Source organism: Sandaracinaceae bacterium (genome assembly GCA_020633055.1).
Taxonomy (GTDB): Bacteria; Myxococcota_A; Polyangia; order Polyangiales; family Houyiibacteriaceae; genus JADJJE01.
The window spans coordinates 912907-937177 of the sequence record JACKEJ010000006.1; the positions used below are offsets into that span (position 1 = coordinate 912907).

Here is a 24271-nt window from a genome sequence, read left to right on the forward strand (position 1 = left end):
GGAGCCGCAGGATAGTTCGCGCCGGAATCGCGTGTCAACGATTGCGGCGCCTGGAAACCCGTCTGGTTTTGGCTAGTTATCGCACGTTTTCGTGGGCCCGCCGGTCCACCAGCGTCGCAGGTGTTCATGGAGATCGACCGCGCCCAGCCCCCCCCATGTGGCGTCCAGCCGCAGCGGCTCCCCGCCACGTCGCTCGAGCACGACTTGCAGGGCGTCGTCGTCCAACCAGACGTGGCCAATCGCGTCGCGGGGAAGGGACACGTCGCCGTTCTCGGTGGAGACCGTCAGCGCGTCGCTGGTGAGCCGCAGTCGCCAGGTCGCCCGCTCGTGCGCACGCCTCCCGCCCCCCCTCGCCGCCATCGCCCAGCCGAGGGCGGCGAGCACACACAGCAGCCCGACGACTCCGAGGATCGCGTGGCGGTGGGTGGTGAGCAAGAGCAGCACACCGGCCGGCCCAGTGACGAGCGCCGCGACGAACCGCGCGCGCGCCAAGTCGCGCTCTACGTGGGTAGCGTAAGCGAGATGCTGCGGGGGCTCGTCGAGCGCCATCGCGCTCAGTGCGCCACCACGCGCAGGAAGAAGCGTTGGTCGGTGTTGTTGCGCACGGTCACGGTCTCGGTGGTGGCTCCGAGGATGAGCCCCGCGTCGCCAGAGGCCAATGTTGCGGACGCGCCGCTCTCCGAGAACGCGATGTACACGAGCACCGCCTTCGGGACACGGCCGAGAGGATGTGCGATCTCGAACGTCGTGCGCGGCGAGAAGGTGATCCACGCGCAGGTGTCGCCTGCCCAGCCCGCGGACTCCCAGGCCTCGAGGGTGGGGTCGAAGTCTGCGCACGCCAGGTCCGCCGCGTCGACCTGGACGGTGGTCTGTGCGGCGGCGTCACCGCACCCGGCGAGCGCGTGCGAGAGCAGCAAGAGCACGCAGGGCAGGGCGCACAGCGTGGCGAGCTGGCGCCGGGAGGGCAGGGGTGCATGAGTCATGGCGTGTCCGTCCTTGCGCGTGCGTGGGCTTCCAGGGTCTCGACCATGGCCGCGACCGTGTGTGGCGAGGCCTCGAGCGTGGGCTCGAGCCCGACCGACCTCAGCGTGGCAGACGTGATGGGCCCAATCGAGAGCAGCGTGCGGGAGGCCAACGTCGTCCGCGCGTCGAGACCTTCGGCGGTGAGAGCGTCCATGAGGTTGCGCACCGTCGACGACGAGGTGAACGCGATGGTGTCGACGGGGGGAACGCCGTCCTCGTCTTCAGCGTCGGACAAGGCGGCTCGGAGCGCGCCGCAGGTGGCCGCATCGGGTCCGAGGGTCTGGTAGGCGGTGACCACGTCCACGAGCACCCCTGCAGACCGTAGGGTGTCGGGAAGCACCTCGCGCGCCACCTCGGCCCGCGGCAAGAGCACCCGAGCGCCGGCGTGGAGGACCCCGTCGAGCGCCGCGAGCACCCCTTCCGCCGTGCTGTCGTCGGGGACGAACTCTGGATTCACGCCACGTTCGCGGAGCTCGTCCGCGGTCTTGGGGCCAATGGCCAGCACGCGCGCGGCGCCGAGGGCCCGCGCGTCGCGCCGGGCTGCGTACAATGCGTCGAAGAAGGCACGCACCGCGTTGGCCGACGTGAACGCGATCAAGTCGTAGGTCAGCGGGCCGCGCACGGTGGCGCGCAGGGCGTCGTCGTCGTCTGGAGGGGCGATGCGGATGGTGGGCACGCACAGCGTGTCGGCGCCCGCCGCGCGCAGCCGGGAGACCAGCGCACCGGCTTGGTCGACCGCCCGCGTGACCAGCACGCGTCGCCCGAACAGGGGCTTGTTGTCGAACCAGCGCAGGGAGTCGCGGAGCGTCACGACCTCGCCCACGATGGTGAGGGCCGGTGTGCCGATGCCCGCCTCCGCCACGCGCTGGTGGATGTCGGCGACGGTTCCTACGACGGTGCGCTGGCGCGGGAGCGAGGCCCACTGCACCACGGCGACTGGCGTGGTCGGTGCGCGTCCGTGCGCCATGAGCGACTGCATGAGCCCGGCCAGCCGGCGGCGCCCCATGAAGATGACGAGCGTCTGGGTGGCCGTCGCCAGGCGCGCCCAGTCATGGCTCGACGCGTCCTTCTCGGGCGACTCCGTGGCGGTGATGTAGGCCACGCTGGACGCGAGGTCGCGGTGGGTGAGCGAGAGCCCTGCGTAGGCCGTCGCTGCCAGCGGGGACGGAACGCCCGGGACGACCTCGAACGGGATGCCCGCCTCGGCCAGGGCCTCCGCTTCCTCGGACCCGCGCCCGAACAGATACGGGTCACCGCCCTTGAGCCGCACCACGTAGTGGCCAGCGCGCGCCGCGGCGACGAGCTTGTCGTTGATGGCCGTCTGGCGTTCGCTCACGCGACCTCCCCGCTTCCCGACGAAGACGCGCTCCGCCCCAGGAGGCGCGTGCTCGAGGAGCTCGGGGTGCACCAGCGCGTCGTACAGCACCACGTCAGCTTGCTGTAGGTGTCGCAAGGCCCGCAGCGTGATGAGGGCCGGATCGCCGGGACCGGCGCCGACGAGGTAGACACGACCGAGTGCGGGCGCTGTGGACACGCGCGGCAGTGTAGAGGCCCGCGCGGCGAGGGCAATCGCTCGCCGTCGTTGACCAGAGGGGTCCAAAGCGAGTACGGAAGGAGCATGGTCGACCCTACGGATGAAGACCTCTTCGACGAAGACGACGCGGAAGGCGCCGACGAAGACGAGCGCCCCAAGCCCCGCGCCCGCGCGAGCTCTCGGGCGCGAGGCGACCGCGGTGGATCGAGCGCGGGGGCCTCACCTGGAGGCAGCGCGTCTGCACGGGCTGCCTCCGCAGCGGACGACGACGAGGGCGACGAGGACGACGAGGACGACGAGGACGACGGCGGCGACCTGGACGACGACGGAGACGGCGGAGCGCGCGGTGAGGACGGCGATCACCGCGACAGCACCACGCCGCCGCGCGAGTCGCCTCGCAGCGCGCGCCCCGAGAGTCACAGCCAGCCACCGCGCAGCGAGTCCGAGCCCCGCCGAGACCGCCGTGAGAGCCTCTTTCGCGAGACGCTGCGCCGCGCCGTCGAGAAGAGCGTCGAGGCGGGCGTCGAGACCTTCACCAAGGCGGACAGTGCCTTCCGAGGGGTGGACAGCGCCTTCCGTGGCGTGGTCGACGAGGTGAAGCTCCCCAAAGAGTTCGCGAACGTCTTCTTCAATCAGGTCGACGAGACCAAGAACGCCGTCGTGCGGGTCGTCGCGCGCGAGGTGCGCGAGTTCCTGGACGCCACCGACATCGCCGACGAGTTCTACCGCGCCCTCACCAGCCTCTCGTTCGAGATCAAGACGGAAATCCGCTTCATCCCGAACGACCAAGGGGGCGTCAGGCCCGACGTGCGCGCCAAGGTGGCTCCACGCCGCGACAAGGGGCGCGACCGCGATCCAGAGAAGGGTCGCGACCGCGACAAGGGGCGCGGCCGCGACGACCCGTAGCGCCCGGAGGTGACCTCACCGGAGGCACCAGGAGGCGCGCCGGTCGGGAATGGGCTATCCCGGCCCGTATGCCTCGCGTTCTCTACGTGTCCAAGCCCGTCGCCCCGCCGTGGAACGACAGCTCCAAGAACCTTGTGCGGGATCTCGCGCTCGGCCTCTTGCGCTACGAGCCCGCCGTCATGACGCGCCGTGGCGAGGACCACACGCTGGGTGCGCGGGTGGCCGCGGATCCGGTCTACCCTGCCAGCGCGGGAGGCTTCGCGCCGGGCATGAAGGACAACGCGCGCGTGATGGGTCGCCTGGTGTTGGGCGCAGCTCCCGACCTGGCGCACTTCTTCTTTGCGCCCAACCCCAAGAGCTCGGCTGCGGGCCGCTTGGCGACGACGCTGCGCGGCATGCCGTCCGTGCACACCATCTGCAGCGCGCCGCGTGAGGAGCAGGCTGTGGCCAAGGTGCTCTTCGCCGACAAGAACGTGGTGCTGAGCGCCCACACGGAGGCGCGCATGCTGGACGCTGGCGTGCCGCGCGAGCGGCTGGTGCGCATCCCGCCGGCCATCGAAGCGCTCGCCCCGCGGTCGGCGGCGCAAGTGGGTGTTGCGCGCGCCCTGTTCTCGCTCCCCACCGACGCGCCCGTGCTGTGCTACCCGGGCGACCTCGAGTTCGGTCGCGGCGCGGTCACCGTGCTCGATGCGTTCGCGGCGCTGCCAGGGCGCGATGCGTTGCTGGTCATGGCCTGTCGTGCGAAGACGGCGGGGGCGAAGGAGGCGGAGCAGACGCTGCGCGCCCACGCGGAGTCACTCGGGGTAGGATCGCGCGTCGTGTGGGTGGGCGAGACCAACGCCATCCACGATCTGCTCGGTGCCGTGGACGTGGTGCTGCTGCCCACCGACACCCTCTACGCGAAGATGGACTACCCGCTGGTGATCCTCGAGGCGATGTCTTTGGGCAAGCCGGTCGTCGTCGGCGCTGGGACGCCGGCCGAGGAGCTGTGCGTGGACGGAGCGGCCATTGCCACCGAGGTCTCGCGCGACGCGGTGCTCGCGGTGATGCAGCGGCTCGTCGACGACGCTGGCGCGCGCGCGACTCACGGCGAGCGCGGGCGGGCGCGGGTCCTCGCGCAGTACACACGCGCGCCGATGGCGGCGGCCTACGAGGCCCTCTACGACGAGCTGTGCGCTTGACCCGGGGACCGCTTGGCCTCACCAAACGCGCCATGTCCAGCAAGCAGAGCCCCACGGGGGACGCGTCCCAGGCGCAGGCCAAGACCTACTACGACGACTTCAGCGGGTGGTACGAGCGTGAGCGTTCGCGCGGCTACCACGTGATGCTGGACGACATCGAGGTCGCGGTGGCCGAGCCGTTCGCGCGCGGCAAGGACATCCTCGAGATGGGCTGCGGCACCGGCCTCATCATGAGGCGTCTTGCCCCCCTCGCGCGTTCGGCCAAGGGCGTGGACATCTCGCCGGGCATGATCGAGTTGGCGAAGGAGCGCGGCCTCGACGTGCAGCTCGGCAGCGTCACGGAGCTGCCCTTCGACGACCAGAGCTTCGACCTTGTCTACAGCTTCAAGGTGCTGGCGCACATCCCCGACATCGGCCAGGCGCTCAGCGAGGCGGCGCGCGTGACGCGCCCCGGCGGCCACCTGCTGCTCGAGTTCTACAACCCGCTCAGCCTGCGCTACGCGGCCAAGCGCCTCGCCGGGCCGCAGCGCATCAGCGAGACCCGCACGGAGGCCGACATGTTCACGCGCTGGGACTCGCCCTTCGTCATCCCCAAGTTGCTGCCGCCCAACGTGGAATTGAAGGGCTTTCGTGGTGTGCGCGTGCTCACCCCGGCCGCCTTCGTGCACAGGGTGCCGGTCGTGGGCGCTGCCCTCCGCCGCGCCGAGAGCCTCGTGGTGGACACCCCGCTGCGCTACTTCGGTGGCTTCCTGATCGCGGTTCTCCAGCGCGTGGACTGACTCGTCGTCGCACCTTGCGTGCGAACCTTCGCCCGGCGAAAGGCCCTTCCGGCAATCCTGCACTTCGCGCTAGCCGTTCTTCAACGGACTGCTAGCCAGCGCGGGTTCTGTCCTGGTCCCCACGGAGACGGCCCATCCATCGCGGGCCGGTGGGGTAGTCGTGGGTGACATCGGCCCAGTGCGCGCGCAACCATTGCAGGGCAGCCTCGGTATCCCCGAAAACGCGATACGGCCACACGGGAGGCGATAGCCACGTGAAGGCTGTGAAGAGGCCGCGCTGCACCGGAGAAGCGACGACCATCGCCTGTCCGGCGTTGAAGCGACGCTCGACATCTGCGTAGCGCGCCTCGTATCCCGCCACGATCTGGCGCTGCTTCGAGGTCAACATCAGCACGTGCATCGATGCGCACCAAGAAGCCATAGGGGGCGTGTACGTCGTCGCGCATCCACCGCTCGAGCTCTCGGAAGGCGCGGTGTAGCTCCGCGTCGCTCGTCCGCTCGGGGAACACCAACTCGACCAGCCCAGGCGAGAGGAGTCGAAACCATGCGTGCGCCGGAGCGGCGAGCATTCCCTGAGCCCCGTCGAGTGAAGCATCCACGGACGAACGATGCCCGAATCATCCCGCGGTGTCAGCCACCGGCGCTGACCCGCGAGACATGACCGCCCGGGATCTCCTCGTCCTACTTGCGGGCGAACTCCACGGTCAGCTCGCGCTCACCCTGGGTGGTGCCGTTGAGCTTCGCGATGGCGGCGTCGGCGAGCTCGACGGGCAGGAAGACGAACGAGTGCCGGTCGCGCACGCGGATGCGGCCCACCTGGTCTGCCGGTACGCCGCCCACCTCGATGAACAGGCGGTTCAGCTCGCCCGCGCTCACGTCGTCGCGGCGACCGAGGCTGACGTACAGCTTGGCCTCGTCTTCCGCTGCGGCGTCGTCGGCGTCGTCGCGCCGTGGGGCCTCGCTGGACTCCGGCGCGGCGGCGCCCGTCGCGGTAGCGTCGAACGTCAGCTCACCCTGCTCGCCCTCGGCCGCGCCCGACTCCCCACGGCGCCGACGCCGACGGCGGCGGCTGCTGCGCTCGCCGTCCGTGCTCTCACCGTCGTTGTCGTCGTCGTTGTCGTCGTGCCCAGCCGTCTCTGCCTCTGGCGCGGCGCCCGAGACCCGCAGGGGGCGGGTGGCCTTGTTGGAGCTCCGCTCGCGCTCCGGGTTCGGCGCCGGCCGCGGGCGCTGCTCGCGTCGCGCCGCCGTGGCGCGCTCGTCCACGTCGTCTTCGACCTTCCCGAAGAAGGCCCCGAGCAGGCCCGCGATGAGGTGCTCGGCGTCCGGGTGCGTCAGCAGGCGCTTGGCCACGGCGCGGTCCAGCTCGTGCGTTCCGCCCTGGAACGTCCGCGCCAGCATCAGGATGCGGTCGGCCTCGCGGCGCGTACGCTCCTCGCCCGGCGTGGGGATGGAGCGCTCCACTGGGAAGATGCTGTATTGCAGGCGCAGGTAGTAGAGCTGCCCCAGCTCCTGCGGCGCCACCAGCGTGATGGCCGTGCCCGTGCGTCCCGCGCGGCCGGTGCGGCCGGTACGGTGCACGTACTGCTCGAGGTGGTTCGGCATCTCGAAGTTGATGACGTGCGTCAGGTGCGAGATGTCGATCCCGCGCGCGGCCACGTCCGTGCACACCAGGAAGCGCACGTCGCCCTTGCGCGTGGCCGCCATGACCTTCTCGCGGTCGCTCTGGGCCATGTCGCCGTTCAGCCACTCGGCGTTGAAGCCCGCGTTCTGCAGCTCCGTGGCGACGCGCTCGGTGTCCACCTTGGTGTTGCAGAAGATGATGGCGCTCTCGGGGTCCTCCACCTCGATGATGCGCACCAGGTCGCGCGTGCGGCCCATGCCCGACACCATGAAGGTGAAGTGCTCGATGCCCAGCGCGCCCACGGCGTCACCGCTCAGCGTGATGAACTCGGGGTTGGTCATGTGGCGCTCGGCCACGCGCTGCACCGGACCGTCCACGGTCGCGGAGAAGAGCAGCGTCTGGTGGCTCTTCGGCAGCATCTCCATGATGGCGTGCAGCTCGACGGCGAAGCCCATGGAGAGCATCTCGTCCGCCTCGTCCAGCACCAGCACCTTCAGCTTGTCGCCGTTGATGGTGCCGCGGCGCAGGTGATCCAGGACGCGCCCAGGCGTGCCCGAGATGATCTGCGCGCCCTCGGCCAGCTCGCGTACCTGCCGCTCCATCGGCGCGCCGCCGTAGACCGCCGTGGTACGCACGCCGACGTTCGCGCCGATGCGCCCGATCTCGCGCGCGGACTGCAGCGCCAGCTCACGCGTGGGGGCGAGGATGAGCGCCTGGGGACCGCCGTCGATGTCGATCAGGCGGTCGACCAGCGGCAAGCCGAAGGCGCCCGTCTTGCCCGTGCCGGTGCGCGACTGGACGATGATGTCCCGACCTGCCACGGCCAGGGGGTAGGCCTCTACCTGCACCGGGGTGGGGTTGGTCCAGCCCATGTCGTCGATGGCGCGGCGCACCTCGGGCTTGAGCGGCAGGACGTTGAACGTGGGGAGCTCGGGCGCGGGGGTGGTTCCGGGCTCGGTGGGGTCGCCACCGGGGGCGTCGGTGGACGGTTGACCTTCTGTCATGGTGGATTCTCTTCTGATGTGGACGCGCCGTGGGCGCCGTCGTCTGCCAACCGCCGCGCCAGGGAGCGCGCCAAGCGGCCCTCCTCGCGCTCGAAGCGTCGCAGACTGGTTTGGATACGGTGGCGCAGCCGGCCGAGGTTCGCGTGCAGCGACTCGTCGCACTGGCCTGTGAGAGCATTGTATTCGCGGTCCCATGCGCCGAAGAAGGCCGCGTCACGGGACGCGTCTGCGCTCGGGTTCTGGGTTTGATCGGCGGCGTGCGCCATGAGGTCGGCGTACAGCGCGCGGAGACGGTGGTCGCAGTCCGTGGCGGAACCAGCCGCTGCGTCAGGCTGCTGCGCCGCGCGACCACGCTCGGGAAAGAGCGCCTGCGGCACGATGGAGGTGAAGGCCACGATGGTGATGTAGACGATCCCGCAACCCCACACCGCGAGCACCAGCCGCCGCCCGAGTCCCACGGTGCGACGCCGCTCGCGGGACTCCGGCTCTTCCGGTTCAGAGGCAGTAACGCCGCGCGACTCTGCGGGCATGTGGGGGATGATCTACTTCTCGTGTGGGAGCGGCGTGCGGTGTCTTGGCGCCGCAGATCCGCGAAATTGGTGTCCTTTTGTACCGATCCCGGGGCCCGAGGTCAACCCGGCGACGCCGGCCGCGTGCTGTCGACGTCGGATGACCTCGGCAGAGACTCACCGCGGGGGCGTGCTGTCGGCCCTCGGTCTCCCGGCAGGCCGCCTGGCGTTTACGATCCGCGTCACGAGGCGCAGGTCGTCGGGCTTGTCGACGTCGATCGCGGCCTCGGCGAAGCGCGTTCGCACCAGCGCTGCCCGTGCGTCCGCGAGCTGGCCGATCGCGTCGGCCGTCATGTCGACCGTCAAGCGTCGCAGCGCGAAGCGGACGAGCGTCCACGGTCCGAGGGCGTAGGCCATCTTCCAGGGCTTTTTCCGGTCTTGTTCGAGCTTGCGCCAGAAGGCCATCGCGTTGCGTCCGCGGGGAGTGGGGAGGGCAAAGAGGTTGCACCCAGAGATGGCCTCGTCCGCAAAGCGAAAGTAGGTGCGGCGGGTCTCGGGATACTCTGCGCGGATGGTGTCTTCGCGGGCGACCAAGGCTGCCACGTCCACATCGGCTGGGATCCGGCTGACGAAGTCGGTGATCATCGCGGTCGTCAGGAGCGGGTGGTCCGCCGTGGTCACCAGGGCCGGGTAGGGGGCGTACTCGTCCAAGACCTTCGTTACGCTCCGGCTCGGAGAAGGCGCAGCCGTCGTGACGATCAGTCGTCCTTGTTCGGTGAGCTGCCGCGCGGTCGGGAGCGCCTCGATCAGCTCGGGCGCCTCGATCACCGCGATGATGCGACCTACTTCGCGCGCGTCCGCCAGGGTTCGCAGGACGTGCTCGACCATCGGGAGGCCAGCGATGTCGGCGAGCGCCTTGTGCGAGATCCCACAGAAGGTCGCGACAGGGTCGGAGGGTCCGCGGCTGCCCGCCATCAGCAGCGCGGTGTAGGGCCCGGGCACCGATGTGTCAGAGGGGTCGTTCATGGCAGCGACCTAGCTGCACGGCGCGTGCCCGGCAACCGTTCACCTGCAGGTCGTCTTCGACACGCTTTGGCCCCAAGGCCGACCCAGGTTGCAACGCTGTGTCTCCTTCGTGGCACTGCTGTTGCATGGGACCGCTGGCAGAACGCAATGACCCTCCGAACCCTTCACGATCACGACGTTTTTGGAAGCCATGTGTGGTTGCGTTTCACACCTGTGAGTTTCTTGCGTCACCTCCGTGAAGTCATGGCGGCCCCCGCCCGAGGTTCCTTGCTGTACGAAATTTTTACGATGCCATCGCTTTCCGCTACCAACCTGGAACGGAGCCGCTCATGAAGCCAGCCATTGCACGTGTGGGTGAAGCCACGCTCAAGCAACTCGAGTCCAAGCGCACCCTGCGGGAGGGGGTGCGGCTCCGCGCCGACATCGAGCGCCGCTCCGGCCTGCAGACGCCCAAGATCGGCGTCATCTACAACCCGAAGAGCGCGGCCAACCTCGGGCGGTCGCCCCTCCGCGCCATCGGCGTGGCGTGCGGGCAACCGACGACGCGCGGAGAGCTCGTCAGCGTGCTGCGTGGGTTCGCGGACGCCGAGGTCAACATCGTGGCGGTGAGCGGTGGCGATGGGACCATCCGCGAGGTGCTCACGGCCATCCCACAGGCCTACGGCGATCTGCCGCACCCGGCCATCGCGATCCTGGCGGCTGGGCGCACGGACCTGATCGCGGGTGAGGTGGGCTCGAGCGGGCGCCGCGACGAGCTGGCGCGCCTGCTCGCGTCGGCCAAGGCGGGCGAGCTGCGGCGCACCCGTCGTCCCATCCTCCGGGTCGAGGGCGTCGTGGACACGGACGGCGTGGCGGTGACTCCACGCGGCATGCTGATGGGCGCGGCTGCGTTCTCCTACGGCACCGAGCTATGTCAGACCGAGGTGCACGCGGACGGAGCCAGTCATGCGACTGCGGTGGGCATCACGGTCGCTCGCGTCGTCGGGCGCATCCTGTTCAAGGGAGATCCGGACGGGTTGCTCAAGGGCGAGCCGCTGGGTCTCTCGGTGGACGGAAAGGCCGATGACAAGGGGCCGGACGCGTCCCGCTCGCTGCTGCTGGTCAGTACGTTACGCGAGCGTCTGGTGCTCGGCCGCACCCCGTTCTTTGGCGACTACGCCGAGGACCAGCTCCAGTACGTCGAGGTGGACGCGCCCGCCAAGGGCCTCACCCGCGCGCTCAGCTCGATGGTGGTCCGCAAGCCGTGGCTGGCGGGTCCCGGTTGGAACGCGGGCGCGGCCAAGACGCTCGACCTCGGCATGCAGCGCTCGATGATCATCGACGGAGAGATCTTCCGCCCGGTGGATGGTCGCGTGCGCGTCACGGCCGACCCCGTCGTGGACTTCGTCGCGCCCTGAGCTGGAGGTCGTCATGAGCACGTCGCCAGCCTCGGAGAGCTTCGCCCAGGCGGGCACCCACGCGCATGACGCTGAGTCCACGGGCGCGACACACGAGCGGCACGCCGCGCGTGAGCGCCTCGCGGCGCGTGTGCGGACCGAGCTCGACGCCCCCGTGTTGCCCGAGGCGCACGACGTGGCGCGCTACGCCCGCGAGCTTCACGGGGACACGTATGGCCCGGCCTTGTTCTACGGGTCGTGCCTGCGTGCGGACAGCCCCGAGGGCATCATGGACGTGTACCTCCTGAGCCGCTCGCACGCCGAGTTCCACGGCCGCAGCTCGGGGGGCCGCGCGCTGGCGGGGCTGAACTGGCTCATCCCTCCCAACATCTACTTCTGGATGATCCCGCACGCGGAGCACGGCTCGCTGCGCGCCAAGGTGGCCGTCGTGACCGAGCAGCAGTTCGCGGACGGCTCGCGCTTCGACGCGTGGAGCCCGTCCATCTGGGCGCGCTTCTGCCAGCCCTGCGTGCTGCTGGACTCCCCCGACGAGGCTGCGCGCGAGCGCGTGGTAGACACCATCGTGACGGCCATTCTCACGGCGGCGCGCTGGGCCGCCTATCTCGGCCCGCGCTCCGGGAGCACGCGCGACTACTGGACGGCGCTGTTCGCGGCGACGTACGGCGCCGAGCTGCGCCCCGAGCGCAACAACCGCCCGGCCATCATCTACGACGCGAACGCCGAGCGCTACGACGCCCTGCTGCGCGACGCCTGGGCGGCGCTCGACATCCCCTACACGGTGGATGGCGAGGTGCTGACCCCCGTGGTCGATGCGGCAGCGCAGGCGGTGGCCAAGCGGGGCTTCGTGGCGCGCCAGCGCAGCGGCAAGGGTATCTCGGTCGCGCGCATCGTGAAGGGCGCGCTCACCTTCTCAGGCGGGGTGGACTACCTGCTGTGGAAGGTCGAGCGTCACTCGGGCGTGTCCGTCGAGCTGAGCGACTGGCAACGAAAGCACCCGTTCCTGGGGGCGCCAGGCGTCTTCCTGCAGCTCCGACGCGCTGGCGCCGTGCGCTGACGTGCGCGCAGTCTCGACCCGGCTCAGACCGCGGGGAGGGTGAAGGCCACGACCGCGCCGCCGTCCTCGGCGTTTGCCGCCCACGCGCGGCCCCCGTGCGCATCGGCGATGTGCTTGACCAGCGCGAGGCCGATGCCCGAGCCGCGCACCTCGCGGTGCCTGGCGGTCCGGTAGAAGCGCTCGAAGATGCGACGCAGGTCGTCGGTGGGGATGCCGGGGCCGTGGTCGCGCACACGCACGTGCACGGAGCGCGCGCTGCAGGTGACGGAGACCTCGATGGCCGAGCCCTCGCCGTACTTCACGGCGTTGTCGAGCAGGTTCACGACCGCGAGGACGATGGACTGCTCGTCGATGGCGACCTTCGGCAGGTCGTCGGCCAGTTGTAGCGTCACGCGCTTCCCGTCCTCTTCGAGGCGGTAGCGGAAGGCGTCGATGGCTTGCGTCAACACGGGCCCGATGTCGCGCTCGTGGAAGTCGTACTTCTGTTTCCCGCGCTCGAGCGCCGCGAAGTCGAGCACGTTCTCGATCAGCCCGCTGAGGCGCTCCGACTCGCGGCAGATGATCTCGAGGTACTGCTTCTGCTTCTCGGGAGTGCGCACCCGGTTGGTGAGCAACATCTCGCCGAACATGCGCACCACCGAGAGGGGCGTCTTGAGCTCGTGCGACACGTTCGCGATGAACTCGCTCTTCATCTCGTTCAAGCGCCGCTCCTTGCTGGCGGCGTAGAGCAGGAAGGCGATGCCGAGCAGGATGACCGCGAACGAGAGGCCCAGCGAGCCCAGCTGCACGGTGCGGCCCGAACGCCCCTGGGTCTCGAGCTGCGTGGCCTGCTGCGGCGCGATCTGGAGGCGCCACTGGTAGAGCGTGGTCGGGAAGCGGTGCCCCACGACGTAGTCGCCCGCGGACGCCAGGCTCGGCCCATAGACGCGCCGGTTGTCGATGTCGACGACGTTGTACGTGCTGCGACCCTCCTCCGTGGAGAAGAGCGTCGGGAACTGCGAGCGCACGATGAAGCCGGTGTCGTGGTGCGCCACCAGGAACATGCGTCGCCCCTCGTGGCGCACGGCCATGTACGAGAACAGGTGGCTGCGGTCCCGGAAGCGCCCGTGCAGGTGTTTGAGCCGGTTCAGAGGTGCGTCGTCGAACTCGAGCTCCTGCACCACGTCCTGCAGGAACAGGTCGAGGAAGTCGCGCCGGTCTTGCGCACCGGCGCGCGACGCGAGGCCCACCACGTGCCCGTGCTCGTTCAGCAGCAGCACGGAGCGCACGCTGGGGGTGACGTCGATGGAGGTGGGGCGCCAGGCCGCTTCGAAGCTGTCGGGGTCGTCCAGCGGGTAGTCGGTGAAGACCGTGTTGTCCTGCTGGATGACGTAGCGCTCGATGTTCTCCACCTTCTCCCGCGCGAGCAGCATGGAGGACGCGGCGATGGCCTCTTCGTTCAGGCGGGCGAAGCGCGAGGCGGTCAGGTACGTGTAGTAGCCGAGCACCCCGGCGGCGATGGTGAGCGCCGGGATGAGCACGAAGTACACGGAGGGCAGGCGCCGTGGCACGTCACTCCCGCTCGTGGCGCAGGGGCCGAGACATCAGGTCGGTCAGCGCCTTGGTGGGCGACTTGCCTTCGTAGAGGATGCGATAGACCTCGTGCGAGATGGGCATCTCCACCTTGCGCGCCTGCGTGAGGTTGTAGAGGCTCTTCGCGGTGCGCACCCCCTCGGCGACCATGTTCATGGAGCTGAGGATCTCGTCGATGGTCTTGCCCTGGCCGAGCTCCATCCCGACTTGTCGGTTGCGCGAGAGGTCGCCGGTGCACGTGAGCACGAGGTCGCCCATGCCCGCCAGACCGCTGAGCGTGAGGGGGTGGGCCCCCATGGCGGTCGCGAGGCGCGAGATCTCCGCCAGGCCGCGCGTGATGAGCCCCGCGCGCGCGTTGTGCCCGAGGCCCATCCCGTCCGCGACGCCTGCCGCGATGGCGATGACGTTCTTGAGCGCGCCTCCCAGCTCCACGCCGACGACGTCCTCGGTGTTGTAGACGCGGAAGCGGTCCGTCGTGAACGTGTGCTGCGCGTCGCGCACGCTGTCGCGGTCGTGACCGGCGATGCACACCGCGGTCGGGATCCCGTCCGCGACCTCGCGCGCGAAGGACGGCCCGCCCAAGTAGGTGAGCTGCCAGTGCATGGTCTTGGGCAGCACGTTCTCGAAGATGTCGCTCACCAGCATGAGCGTGCCCTCCTCGATACCCTTCGTGGCGCTGACGATGGTCACGCCGGCCGGGATCATCGGCTTGGCGCTCTCGAGCACTGCGCGCAGACCGTGCGTGGGGATGACCGAGACCACCATGCTGGCGTCGATCAGGGCCGTGGCGAGGTCCCCCGTGGCCGTCAGCGTGGGCGGCAGGGAGAAGCCCGGGAGGTAGCGCGCGTTCTCGTTGGCGGACGCGATGGCGCTCGCGCGCTCGGCGGAGCGCGCCCACAGGCGGACGTGGTGACCCTTGTCGGCGAGCAGCTTGGCGAGGGCGGTGCCCCACGAGCCAGCGCCCAAGACCGCGATCTGTCGTTGATCCATCGCGGGAGTCTACGCGCTCGGGCGGAGATGCGGGAGCCTCGGCGCGCGATTCGAGCGATCGCGCGTTCGCTCGAAGCGGACCGTGCGGCGGGGCGGAGCAGCGCAACTTTCTCCGCGGCCCTGTAACCGACGGCGGGGGTGGTGCGTGGAGTCCCCATGACACAGCGGAACGAGTCGGTGGACGTGGTGGTGGTGGGTGGCGGGCTCGCGGGCCTGCTCGTCGCGGAGGGGTTAGGACGCGCAGGCCGGCGTGTGGTCGTGCTCGAGCGATCGCCTGCCCCGGGCGGGCGCGCGCGGACGGCAACGCACGGGGCTCATCGCTTCAACTTCGGTCCCCACGCGCTGTATCTCGAGGGGCCCCTGCATCATGCGCTGCGTGCTGCGGGGGTGTCGACCGCGGGGGTCGCGCCCTCGCTCGGTGGCGCGCGCGCGCTGTTTGCCGACGGTCACCTGGACGCGCTACCCGTGGGGCTGGGCGGCGTCCTGCGCGCCGACTGGTTCGGAGCTCGGGACGCGCGCGAGATGCTGGCGGCGCTCCGTCGCATCCGCGCGGGGGCGGGCACGAGCGACCTGCACGAGACGTCCGCCGCGGCCTTCATCGACGCGCTGGTCACGCGCGACGGGGCGCGGCGCATGCTCGCCACCTTGGTGCGCCTCGCGACCTACGGCGGAGACCCGTCCGAGCTGAGCGCCGACGTCGCCCACGCGCAGCTGACGGCGTCGGTGAGGCACGGCGTGCGCTACGTGCACGGCGGGTGGCAGTCGCTGGTGGTGGGGCTGCTCGACCGCGCGGCGCGCGCCGGAGTCACCGTGCGTCATGCGCGCGCGGCGTCGCTCGGCCTGGAGGCTTCTGGGGCGCTGCAGGGCCGCATGCACACCGTCACGGACGATCACGGGCGCACGCTGCGGGCCGCGGACGTGGTGTTGGCGTGCGCCCCCAACGTCGCAGCCAGCCTGCTCGACGGCGCAGACCCGGTGCTCGCGGAGTTCGCGCGCGGGGCACGCCCCGTCACGATGCGGGGCGTGGACCTGGGACTGCGCGATCCCGGGCGCGATCTGCGCTTCACGCTGGGCGTGGACACGCCTGTCTACTTCTCCCCGCAGCGGGGCGTGCGCGACGTGGCCCCCGCGGGCGGCCTCACGGTGCACACGGGGGTGTACCTCGGGGCGGAAGGCGGGGACGCCGTGGCGGACCCGGCGGGCCTGCTGGACGCCGCCCTCGAGCGTCTCGTGCCAGACTTGGCCGCGCGGACGGTGGAGCGCCGCGTGCTGGCGCGCGCCGTGGTGCACCATGCCCTGCCCGACTGGCGGCGTGCCGGGATGCTGGGGCGCCCTGCGTGCGCATCGCAGGTCCCCGGCGTGTGGTTCGCAGGGGACTGGGTGGGACCGCAGGGGCACCTGGCCGACGCGGCTGCAGCGTCGGCGGTGTCGGTGGTGCGGGGCATCGCCGTCGCGCGGGAAGGCGGGTTACGCTGCGCCTCGTGAGCCCCTCGTCCCAACGGTCCGAGCGACACCCCGCCTTTCAAGGGGCGCACGCGCGCGAACACGAGGCGTTCTTGTACGGCGTCTGCTACCGAATGACCGGGACGCACGCCGACGCGCAGGAGGTGGTGCAGGACACGTTCCTGCGTGCGCTCGAGCGCCCACCGGCCGACACCGCGCAGCCGTGGCGACCGTGGCTCACGCGCGTGGCCGTCAACCTCTGCAAGGACCGCCTGCGCCGCCGCAAGACCCGCGGCTACGTGGGGCCCTGGCTGCCTGCGCCCGTGGAGCTCCCGGACACCCACGACGTCGAGGTGCCCAGCGCCGCCCGCTACGAGCGCCTCGAGAGCGCCAGCTTCGCCTTCCTGCTGGCGCTCGAGCGCCTGACCCCGCAGCAGCGGGCGGTCCTCATTTTGCGGGACGTGCTCGACCACAGCGTGGCGGAGACGGCGGGGACGCTCGGCATCTCGGAGTCCAACGTGAAGGTCACGCTGCACCGCGCCCAGAAGGCGCTCGCCCACGCCGAGGCCGAGGAGGGGGAGTACCGCACGCAGCGGCTCACGGAGCAGGGACACGCCGCGCAGCTGGCCATGCTGCAGCGCTTCATGCTCGCCCTCTCGCTCGGTGACGTCGATGGCATGCGTGCCTGTGTGTCCGACGACGTGCGCCTGCACACGGACGGGGGCGGCGAGTTCTTCGCCAGCAAGAAGATGGTCCGCGGTCGCGAGAAGGTCATCAACTTCCTGATCCGTGTCGTGCGCGGCGAGCTGCCGACGCGCTTCGCCATCGTGGAGCTGAACGGTGGGCCCGCGATCGTGAGCGAGTTCGGCCCGCGCAAGGACCGCTACGCGGAGCGCGTGGTCACGCGCATCGAGCTTGGCCCGGACGGGCTGATCTCGGCCTACGACTCGATCTTGGCGACGCCCAAGCTGGAGCATTTGTTCGACTCGCCGGGCTGACGTTCCGTGTCCGCGGCCCGCCCAGAGGGGGCCGCGGTACACGCCGTGCGGAGCCACGCGCGGGTGACGGTGTGGGTCCGACCTCGGGTCTCCTCGCCCGCGCCTACTTGATGAAGAGCAGCTCGCGGTATTTCGGGAGGGGCCAGTGCTCGTCGGCGACCAACGTCTCGAGCGCGTCGGCGTGCGCTCGAACCCGATCCATCCCCTCGCGCAGGGGACCAGCGCAGTACCGCATGTGCGCCTCGGTCGAGGCGAAGTCGTGCTTGGCGATGGCCGCCTCGAGGGCTGCGACGGCGGCCGTCAGCGCGTTCGTGTCGCGCGCCACGGCCTGCAGCACGGTGGCGTCGAACGTGACGCCGAGGCTCGCGGCCTGACTGAGCGAGGCGCTCAGCGTCCCGGCGTAGGCCATGGCGGCGGGGTAGATGACAGTCTTGGCCAGCTCCACGACGAGCTTGGCTTCGACCCCGATGGAGAGGATGTACTGCTCGGCATAGACGTCGTAGCGGCTCTTCAGCTCGACCGGCGACAGCACCGAGTTCCGCTGAAACAGGGCGACCACGGCCGGGTCGTTCAAGGCGGGGAGCGCGTCGGCGCTGGTAGGCAGGTTCGCGAGGCCACGCTCGGCTACCGCCGTGTGGTGCCACTCCTCCGAGTAACCGTTCCCACCGAAGACCACGCTCCCGTGCGCGCTCACGAGCTCCTTCAGCACGAGGGCGACGGCCTCCGCCGTGTTCTTCCCCGCCCCCAGCTGGGCCTCGAGCTTGTCGGCCACCCACGAGAGGGAGTCCGCCAGGATGGTGTTCATCGCCACCAGCGGACCCGAAACGGACTGCGACGAGCCGACGGCGCGGAACTCGAAGCGGTTCCCCGTGAAGGCGAACGGGGACGTGCGGTTGCGGTCGCCTGGGTCCCGCTCGAACGGTGCGATCTGCGGCAGGCCCAGGTCCATCACGCCCCCTTCGGTCGACACCGAGGTCTTGCCATCGCGGATGTCGTTGAAGATGGTCTCCAGCTGGTCGCCCAAATAGACCGACATGATGGCGGGGGGAGCCTCGTTTGCGCCTAGGCGGTGGTCGTTCGAGGCGGACGCGATGACGGCGCGCAGCAGCGGCCCGAACAGGTGGACGCCGCGGATGACGGCGCCGCAGAAGAGCAGGAAGTGCACGTTCTGGTGTGGGGTACGTCCCGGATCCAGCAGGTTCCCCTGCGTGGCGTTGCCCACGGACCAGTTCACGTGCTTGCCAGAGCCGTTCACGCCCGCGAACGGCTTCTCGTGCAGCAGACACACGAAGCCGTGCTCCAGCGCGGTCGCCTTCATGATGGTCATCATGAGCTGCTGATGGTCGGCGGCGACGTTCGCGCCCTCGAAGTACGGCGCGATCTCGAACTGTCCTGGCGCGACCTCGTTGTGGTGCGTCTTGGCTGGGATGCCCAACCGGTACAGCTTGTCCTCCACGGCTTGCATGTAGACCTGCACGCGCGACGGGATGGCGCCGAAGTAGTGGTCGTCGAATTCCTGCCCCTTGGCGGGCGGGGCGCCGAACAGCGTGCGGCCAGCGAGTAGCAGGTCCGGGCGTGCGCGCGCGAAGCGGGCGTCCACCAGGAAGTACTCCTGCTCGGCGCCGCAGCTCGCGCTGATGGGCGCGATGTCGGTCTCGCCCAGCAGCGAGAGCACGCGACGGCCGGCCGTGTCGAGCGCGGCGTTCGATCGCAGCAGGGGGATCTTCTTGTCCAGCGCCTCGCCCGTCCACGACATGAAGACGCTCGGGATCATCAGCGTCGCGCCGTTGGCCGTGTGCATGATGTACACCGGGCTCGTGGGGTCCCACGCCGTGTAGCCACGTGCAGCCGCAGTCATGCGGAGGCTACCGTTCGGGAACGACGATCCATCGGGCTCGCCCTTCATGAGCAGGCTGCCCGTGAACTCCGTGATGGCGTTGCCCTCGGGGGTGGTGACGATGAAGCCGTCGTGCTTCTCCGCGGTGATGTTCGTCATCGGGTAGAAGATGTGGGAGAAGAACTTCACGCCCTTCGCGAGCGCCCAGTCCTTCATCGCGGCGGCCACGACGTCGGCGGTGGCGGCGTCCAACTTGGCGCCCGTGTGCACGGTGTTCTTCATCGCCTTGAACGCGCTCTTCGAGAGGTGCTCCTCCATCGCGCGCAGGTCGAACACATCGCAGGCCCAGATCTCGCTGAGCGGACGGTGCGGGGCGCGGTCGGGGATCGGCACCCGGTTGGTGATGTCGCTGATGGCCTGGTGTCGGGGGGTAGAGCTCATGCGTGTTCCTTCGGGCGTCTGCCCGTCTGCGTTCCGGGGCGCAGCTTAGGACGAACCCCCAGCCACGCCACGAGTCCGAACGTTCGGGCTCGTGGGTGGTCGTGTGGGCGAGGCGGCCGCACGAGCGCCTCGAGACGTGTGAACGGGGCGTCACCTCTTGACGCGCCAGGGCCTGCTGACGACCCTCGGCGCATGGACGCAAGCCGCTCGGATGGACACTACGCGGACGTACGCTGGTTCCCCATCGTCGCGCAGGCCACGTTCGGGCACCTGCGCGTGGAGCACGCGGACCAGGCTCGCGCGGTGATGGCCAGGGCCTTTGCGCGTCGTGAGCGGGTGCTGTGGTACATGGACGCGCGCCGCGCCACACGCGCTGACGCGCTCTACCGAAAGCAGATCGCCGCTTATACCGATGAGCTCGAAGCCGAGGGTCACCAGTTCTCGGTCTGCTCGGTGGTGGTGCTCGAGAACGCGGCGCTCCGTGCCGCGCTGACCGCCCTCAACTGGATCTCGCGGCCGGTCATCCCCGTGCACGTAGTCTCCAGTCCGACCGAAGGGGCCGACCTCTTGGAGCGGGCGTGGCTCGCCGACGGAGGCGCGGATACGGCCGCCTTGCGTGAGGGGCTCCGGTTGATCCGAAGCGACACGCTGCGCTTCGATCCAATCGACCTCTGAGGAACCCTGTTTGGTGATTCCTCGCTCTGCGGGACCGGGAGAGAGTCTCGCTGGACGGCGAATCGGCCCGTCCGGACGAGCGGCGCGCGGCCATTCCGCTGGCAGAGCGCCGTGCCCTCGAGGCCATGAACAGCGCGCTACTCGACGGGCGTCGCGATCCGCTGAGGGGTGCGCCACTCGAGGCCCAGCCCGAGCGTAGGACCGTCGCCCCAGCAGTGACGGCCGCCAGTGGAGTCCAGCGCGCAGTACGTCCGCGGTCCCAGGCTGACGCTCGCAGGCACCCCAGCCATTGGGACCTCCAGGGGGGCGGTCGTCGGGACAGGGCCTGTCGCGTCGAACACGGCCTCGTCGGCCCCCCAGCAGTACAGGCGGCCTGCGCGTGCGGCGCACCCCGAACCCCAGTTCGGCTCCGCGACGAAGCTGAAGCCGGTGTCGGCAGACGCCTGCGTGAAGTCGGGCACGGGGCCCATGCTGGCGCGTTCGACACAGTAGAGCTGCCCGGCGTCGTTCAGCGCGCAGTCTTGGCCACCGCCCGCGGCGACGACGCTCCAGTCGCTGGCGCTGCCCATCCGCGCGGGGTCCGTGACCGTCACACCGTTGTAGCCCCAGCACCACAGCTCGAGCCCGCCCGAGCCGTCCGCGAGCGTCCCGCAGGCGCGCTGCTCGGCGATGGACACCGACTGCCAGCGCGTCTCGGTGCCGACGCGCGTGGGTGTGGCGCGCGGCGCGGTGTCGCCGACGCCGAGCATGCCCCCGTAGTTGCTGCCCCAGCAGTAGAGCTCGCCGTCGGCCACCGCGCAGGTGGTCTCGGGGGCGACGGAGACGTCCGTCCACGAGCGCGCGCCATCGACGAGCGCGGGCTCGAGGACGCGGGCCGGCGCGTTCGTCACGCCGAGGCGTCCGCTCTGGTTGTCTCCCCAGCAGTACAGGTCTCCGTCGGCGATCGCACAGGTGCGCGAGCGTCCAGCCGACACGACGCTCCAGTCGTCGCGTTCGCCCACCCGGGTTGGCGCCGTGCGTAGCTCCTCATCGCCCAGCCCGAGCGCGCCGCGGTCGTTGTAGCCCCAGCACCAGAGTGTGCCGTCCGTCTTGATGCCGCAGGCGTGGTAGCCGCCCGAGCTGACCACCACATCAGTCCACCCGTCGTCGGCGTACGTGGGGGTCGCGCGCGCGTAGGACTCCCCGTTGCCGAGGAAGATGTTCGAGCGGCTCTCACCCAGCACCGTCCAGCAGGCGAGGGTGTTGGCAGCGTCGATGGCGCAGGTCATGACGCCGTCGGCGAGCGCGCGTGCGGCGCGCTGCACCGACACCTCGCGCGGAGCGTCCGTCGCGGGCTCCGTGTCGCCGAAGGAACCGCTCCCGATGCACGACACCACCCCGCCTTCACTGCGGACGCACGACCCGCCAGAGCCCGACCAGACGACCAGCGCGTCGTCCAGCGCGCCCACCTCGCGCGGCGCGTCCGTGTACGCAGGGTCCAACCCGTATACGTAGCCCCAGCAGTAGAGCGCGCCCGAGCGCAGCCCACACACGTGACCGTATCCGGCGTCGATGGCTGTCCAGTCGGTGTTCGCGTCGACCGCGGTGGGCTCCAGTACGTCGTCCGCCAGGGCCGCGATGCCGACGTTGCTCGCCAGGCCCCAGCAGAACAGACGGCCTCCCTCGCGCACCGCGCACGTGTGCTGGCCGCCCACCGTGAGGGCGGTGTAGCGGTTTGTGTCCACGTCGGTGAGCGCTCCGACGAACGCGGTGGAGCCCGTGCCTGTCGGTCCGTTGCTCGCGTCGCCGAGGCAGGCGACCAGCCCGGCGTCGTCTAGGACGCAGAGGTGACGCGCGCCGACACCGACGCTGCGCACGTGGCGCCCGCTCACGATCAGCGCTGGCGCGTCAGTCAGCGTCGCGCCACCGAGGTATTCGAGGTTGCCCCAGCAGTACAGCTCGCCCGCGCGGGTGGAAGCGCACATCACCTGCCTTCCGTTGGAGGCTACGTGCTCCCAATCCGTGCGCGTCCCGATGCGCTGTGGGAGCGTCTGGTTCTCGGTCGTGCCTGCGCCGTTGCCCAGCTCGCCGTACTCGTCACGTCCCCAGCAGTAGAGGCTCCCGGATGACGCGATGGCGCAGGTGGAGGTGCCAACGGCTACCTCGCGAAAGCCAAGCTCCACGCTCGCGGAGAAGCTCGTCGCGTCGTTCTGGGGATTCCCAGCGGCGTCGGTGGCCCGCACCCGCAGGGTGTGGTCGCCGGGCGACAAGTCGAAGTCTGCCCGGGCCGCGCAGGGCGTGAACGCCTCTCCGTCCAGCGCGCACTCGTACGCGCACGCCGCTTCGTCACAGGCGAACGCGAACGTCAGCAGGCCCGCGCCCAGGACACTCCCGGGAGGTGTGATGGACGCCGTGGGTGCCAGCGCGTCCACGACGAACGACGCGCTGGCGGGCGTGGGGTCCGTCAGTCCATCGCGCGTGGCGCGGGCCGCGAAGGTGTGTGACCCGTCGCCGAGACCCGTCAGCGTCGTCGGAGAGCTACACGGGTCGAAGCTTGCCCCATCGCGGGAACACTCGAACGTGCAGTCCCCGCCGTCGCAACCGAGGTCGAAGGTCACTGCGGTGGCCGCGTTGACGATCCCGCTGGGGGGAGCGCTCAGGGTGGTGTCCGGCGCGCTCGCGGATGTCGGGCCCGAGCCTCCGCAGGCAGCGAAGAGCCATGGGCACAGCGTGATGAGGATGCAGGGGTGCGGGATGCGGCGACGCGCGGGGAGAGGAGCCGTGGTGCAGGTCATGCCATTGCGTGTGTCGCGGCCCATGGGCTCGTCACACGAAACACGCCGCGCCCTCCGTAGCCGCTGGTGTGGGGGTGAGCGCCCCCGCTCAAGGGCGCTCACGCGTCGCGCTGTCAATCGTTACAGCTCGGAAATCGACCGGAAACGCGTGTCCCCTAGGTTCTTCCTGAATCGACCGACGCCACCCCCCTAGAGCTCGGATGACGTACACACACATGAACGCCGATGACGGTGACCGAGCGGACACGCCGAACGAGCGCCCGGTCCGCGAGACCTCGCCGCCCGTCGTGGTGCAGCGCGGGCAGCTACGGACCGACTTCCAGCCCATCGTGTCCATGCGCACGGGCACCACGTGGGGCGTCGAGGCCCTCAGTCGCGCCAAGGACCCCAAGACCGGCGTCACCATCCCACCGCTCGCACTCTTCGCGGACGCCGAGCGAGCCGGGCTGTTGCCACAGTTCGACCGCTTCTGCCGCAGGCACGCCATCGAGCGCTTCGCGGAGAGCAACAAGCCCCACGACGCCCTGCTGACGCTCAACTGGGACACCCGGACGCTGGGCGCCGCGGACAACGACCCGAAGCAGTTCGTGCGCGCCGTGAAGAGGAGCGAGATCGCTCCCGAGCGCGTGGTGATCGAGGTGCTCGAGGGGCGGGCGCCGAACCTCGACGCGCTGGTGCGTTTCGTGGAGGACCGCAAAGCCGAGGGCTTCCTCATTGCCGTCGACGACTATGGGACGGGTCACTCGAACCCCGAGCGCTTGGTCCGCATCGAGCCCGACATCGTCAAGATCGATCGCGCGCTCGTGCATGGCGCGGCGTCGTCGGTGCCCCGCCGAGAGGCGTGTCGGTCGGTGGCCGAGCTGGCGCGGGCGATCGGCGCCGTGGTCATCGCCGAGGGAGTGGAGCGCGACCAAGACCTGGTCGAGCTGTCCATGATGGGCATCGACCTCTTCCAAGGGTTCTTGATCGCGCGTCCCAACGCCGAGATCGCCGCCGGGACCTCGCAAGCCGAGCTGGCGGTAGCCGCTCGTCGTCCGCTGCTCCGCTCTCGCGCGGATCTGGAGCTCGATCGTCGGCGGAGGCTCCGCAAGCGTCATGACCGCATCGTCAGCCTGGTGGTGGGGCGCTTGGTGCGTGCGTCACTCGGCACGCTCGAGCTCGCCACCGCCGACGCCCTGGACGCGGTGAACGGGCTCGAGGCGCTCTACGTGCTGGACGAGAATGGCATCCAGCTCACGTCCACGTGGCTGCGCGCCGACGGGCCGCGCAAGGCCAGCTTCCGGCCCGCCGTGGCGGGGACGGACTTGGCGCTGAAGGACTACTTCCTCGGGCTGGCCGACGGGAGCACCTACAGCACGCGTCCCTATGTGAGCATGGCCTCGGGCCGCATGGCGGTCACCTACAGCCGTCGTATCCAGCTCAGCGGCGGCGCCGTGGTGATCGTCTGCTGCGACATCCCGAACACCATCGACCTGCGCGTGATCTGAGGCGCGGGACGGTCGAAGGG

The 24271-nt window shown here is 70.2% G+C and carries 20 protein-coding genes; 9 read left to right on the forward strand and 11 right to left on the reverse strand.

The annotated features are described in order from the left end of the window. Nucleotides 1-72: 72 nt before the first annotated feature. Genes H6726_13250 through cobA form a run of 3 tightly spaced genes read right to left on the reverse strand, consistent with a single transcriptional unit; the run spans nt 73 to nt 2557 of the window. Nucleotides 73-549 carry a hypothetical protein gene (locus tag H6726_13250; protein ID MCB9658609.1) on the reverse strand — a complete coding sequence of 159 codons (477 nt, stop codon included), beginning with the start codon at nt 547-549 and terminating at the stop codon, nt 73-75. 5 nt (nt 550-554) lie between these two features. Then, nucleotides 555-983: a hypothetical protein gene (locus H6726_13255; GenBank protein MCB9658610.1), complete on the reverse strand. Its 429-nt coding sequence runs from the start codon at nt 981-983 to the stop codon at nt 555-557. Next, complete coding sequence (cobA, locus tag H6726_13260; GenBank protein ID MCB9658611.1) at nt 980-2557, reverse strand: uroporphyrinogen-III C-methyltransferase; 1578 nt, start codon at nt 2555-2557, stop codon at nt 980-982. The genes H6726_13255 and cobA overlap by 4 nt, the downstream gene beginning before the upstream one ends. An 84-nt stretch (nt 2558-2641) precedes the next feature. Between cobA and H6726_13265 the strand changes: the two genes are divergently transcribed. From H6726_13265 to H6726_13275, 3 genes are all read left to right on the forward strand, one after another. Continuing rightward, nucleotides 2642-3463 (forward strand): hypothetical protein, encoded by an 822-nt coding sequence (locus tag H6726_13265; GenBank protein ID MCB9658612.1) that lies wholly within the window; start codon nt 2642-2644, stop codon nt 3461-3463. Between the two features lie 68 nt (nt 3464-3531). Beyond that, the gene (locus tag H6726_13270; protein MCB9658613.1) at nt 3532-4644 is read left to right on the forward strand and encodes a glycosyltransferase family 4 protein; all 1113 of its coding nucleotides are present in this window, start codon (nt 3532-3534) and stop codon (nt 4642-4644) included. Between the two features lie 32 nt (nt 4645-4676). Next, nucleotides 4677-5423, forward strand: a complete 747-nt coding sequence (locus H6726_13275) for a class I SAM-dependent methyltransferase (protein MCB9658614.1) — start codon at nt 4677-4679, stop codon at nt 5421-5423. A 91-nt stretch (nt 5424-5514) separates the two neighbouring features. Here H6726_13275 and H6726_13280 read toward each other — a convergent pair whose 3' ends face one another. The 4 genes from H6726_13280 to H6726_13295 all read right to left on the reverse strand — a co-directional run bounded on the left by H6726_13280 (nt 5515) and on the right by H6726_13295 (nt 9583). Beyond that, nucleotides 5515-5823 carry a hypothetical protein gene (locus tag H6726_13280; GenBank protein ID MCB9658615.1) on the reverse strand — a complete coding sequence of 103 codons (309 nt, stop codon included), beginning with the start codon at nt 5821-5823 and terminating at the stop codon, nt 5515-5517. 281 nt (nt 5824-6104) lie between these two features. Continuing rightward, on the reverse strand, nt 6105-8048 hold the full coding sequence (locus tag H6726_13285; protein MCB9658616.1) for a DEAD/DEAH box helicase: 1944 nt from the start codon (nt 8046-8048) through the stop codon (nt 6105-6107). Beyond that, nucleotides 8045-8578 (reverse strand): hypothetical protein, encoded by a 534-nt coding sequence (locus tag H6726_13290; GenBank protein MCB9658617.1) that lies wholly within the window; start codon nt 8576-8578, stop codon nt 8045-8047. Before H6726_13290 ends, H6726_13285 begins: the two co-directional genes overlap by 4 nt. Nucleotides 8579-8734: 156 nt before the next feature. Further along, entirely contained in the window at nt 8735-9583 is an 849-nt protein-coding gene (locus H6726_13295) for an NTP transferase domain-containing protein (GenBank protein ID MCB9658618.1), read from the reverse strand. A gap of 329 nt (nt 9584-9912) precedes the next feature. Between H6726_13295 and H6726_13300 the strand changes: the two genes are divergently transcribed. Beyond that, on the forward strand, nt 9913-10980 hold the full coding sequence (locus H6726_13300) for a hypothetical protein (protein MCB9658619.1): 1068 nt from the start codon (nt 9913-9915) through the stop codon (nt 10978-10980). 13 nt (nt 10981-10993) lie between these two features. Next, nucleotides 10994-12034: a hypothetical protein gene (locus H6726_13305; protein ID MCB9658620.1), complete on the forward strand. Its 1041-nt coding sequence runs from the start codon at nt 10994-10996 to the stop codon at nt 12032-12034. Between the two features lie 23 nt (nt 12035-12057). Here H6726_13305 and H6726_13310 read toward each other — a convergent pair whose 3' ends face one another. Further along, a complete protein-coding gene (locus H6726_13310; GenBank protein ID MCB9658621.1) occupies nt 12058-13584 on the reverse strand; it encodes a HAMP domain-containing histidine kinase in 1527 nt (508 codons plus the stop codon). A 1-nt stretch (nt 13585) separates the two neighbouring features. Further along, nucleotides 13586-14596: an NAD(P)-dependent glycerol-3-phosphate dehydrogenase gene (locus tag H6726_13315; GenBank protein ID MCB9658622.1), complete on the reverse strand. Its 1011-nt coding sequence runs from the start codon at nt 14594-14596 to the stop codon at nt 13586-13588. A 156-nt stretch (nt 14597-14752) separates the two neighbouring features. Here H6726_13315 and H6726_13320 point away from each other — a divergent pair, with 156 nt between their 5' ends. After that, nucleotides 14753-16081 carry an FAD-dependent oxidoreductase gene (locus H6726_13320; GenBank protein ID MCB9658623.1) on the forward strand — a complete coding sequence of 443 codons (1329 nt, stop codon included), beginning with the start codon at nt 14753-14755 and terminating at the stop codon, nt 16079-16081. Nucleotides 16082-16173: 92 nt separating this feature from the next. Next, entirely contained in the window at nt 16174-17037 is an 864-nt protein-coding gene (locus tag H6726_13325) for a sigma-70 family RNA polymerase sigma factor (protein ID MCB9658624.1), read from the forward strand. A 103-nt stretch (nt 17038-17140) separates the two neighbouring features. Here the strand turns inward: H6726_13325 and H6726_13330 are convergent, their stop codons facing one another. Then, nucleotides 17141-19315 (reverse strand): glutamine synthetase III, encoded by a 2175-nt coding sequence (locus H6726_13330; GenBank protein MCB9658625.1) that lies wholly within the window; start codon nt 19313-19315, stop codon nt 17141-17143. A 192-nt stretch (nt 19316-19507) separates the two neighbouring features. Between H6726_13330 and H6726_13335 the strand changes: the two genes are divergently transcribed. Continuing rightward, nucleotides 19508-19990: a hypothetical protein gene (locus H6726_13335; GenBank protein ID MCB9658626.1), complete on the forward strand. Its 483-nt coding sequence runs from the start codon at nt 19508-19510 to the stop codon at nt 19988-19990. 137 nt (nt 19991-20127) lie between these two features. On the opposite strand, the gene H6726_13340 is transcribed toward H6726_13335, so the two are convergent. Continuing rightward, the gene (locus H6726_13340; protein ID MCB9658627.1) at nt 20128-22764 is read right to left on the reverse strand and encodes a hypothetical protein; all 2637 of its coding nucleotides are present in this window, start codon (nt 22762-22764) and stop codon (nt 20128-20130) included. Between the two features lie 200 nt (nt 22765-22964). Between H6726_13340 and H6726_13345 the strand changes: the two genes are divergently transcribed. Further along, the gene (locus H6726_13345) at nt 22965-24251 is read left to right on the forward strand and encodes an EAL domain-containing protein (protein ID MCB9658628.1); all 1287 of its coding nucleotides are present in this window, start codon (nt 22965-22967) and stop codon (nt 24249-24251) included. The last annotated feature ends 20 nt before the right edge of the window (nt 24252-24271 follow it).

Bases quoted from the DNA above. Each gene is read 5' to 3' on its own strand.
- H6726_13250 (MCB9658609.1), bottom strand. From the start codon at position 549: ATGGCGCTCGACGAGCCCCCGCAGCATCTCGCTTACGCTACCCACGTA.
- H6726_13255 (MCB9658610.1), bottom strand. From the start codon at position 983: ATGACTCATGCACCCCTGCCCTCCCGGCGCCAGCTCGCCACGCTGTGC.
- H6726_13265 (MCB9658612.1), top strand. From the start codon at position 2,642: ATGGTCGACCCTACGGATGAAGACCTCTTCGACGAAGACGACGCGGAA.
- H6726_13270 (MCB9658613.1), top strand. From the start codon at position 3,532: ATGCCTCGCGTTCTCTACGTGTCCAAGCCCGTCGCCCCGCCGTGGAAC.
- H6726_13275 (MCB9658614.1), top strand. From the start codon at position 4,677: ATGTCCAGCAAGCAGAGCCCCACGGGGGACGCGTCCCAGGCGCAGGCC.
- H6726_13280 (MCB9658615.1), bottom strand. From the start codon at position 5,823: ATGCACGTGCTGATGTTGACCTCGAAGCAGCGCCAGATCGTGGCGGGA.
- H6726_13285 (MCB9658616.1), bottom strand. From the start codon at position 8,048: ATGACAGAAGGTCAACCGTCCACCGACGCCCCCGGTGGCGACCCCACC.
- H6726_13290 (MCB9658617.1), bottom strand. From the start codon at position 8,578: ATGCCCGCAGAGTCGCGCGGCGTTACTGCCTCTGAACCGGAAGAGCCG.
- H6726_13295 (MCB9658618.1), bottom strand. From the start codon at position 9,583: ATGAACGACCCCTCTGACACATCGGTGCCCGGGCCCTACACCGCGCTG.
- H6726_13300 (MCB9658619.1), top strand. From the start codon at position 9,913: ATGAAGCCAGCCATTGCACGTGTGGGTGAAGCCACGCTCAAGCAACTC.
- H6726_13305 (MCB9658620.1), top strand. From the start codon at position 10,994: ATGAGCACGTCGCCAGCCTCGGAGAGCTTCGCCCAGGCGGGCACCCAC.
- H6726_13315 (MCB9658622.1), bottom strand. From the start codon at position 14,596: ATGGATCAACGACAGATCGCGGTCTTGGGCGCTGGCTCGTGGGGCACC.
- H6726_13320 (MCB9658623.1), top strand. From the start codon at position 14,753: ATGACACAGCGGAACGAGTCGGTGGACGTGGTGGTGGTGGGTGGCGGG.
- H6726_13325 (MCB9658624.1), top strand. From the start codon at position 16,174: ATGACCGGGACGCACGCCGACGCGCAGGAGGTGGTGCAGGACACGTTC.
- H6726_13330 (MCB9658625.1), bottom strand. From the start codon at position 19,315: ATGAGCTCTACCCCCCGACACCAGGCCATCAGCGACATCACCAACCGG.
- H6726_13335 (MCB9658626.1), top strand. From the start codon at position 19,508: ATGGACGCAAGCCGCTCGGATGGACACTACGCGGACGTACGCTGGTTC.
- H6726_13340 (MCB9658627.1), bottom strand. From the start codon at position 22,764: ATGACCTGCACCACGGCTCCTCTCCCCGCGCGTCGCCGCATCCCGCAC.
- H6726_13345 (MCB9658628.1), top strand. From the start codon at position 22,965: ATGACGTACACACACATGAACGCCGATGACGGTGACCGAGCGGACACG.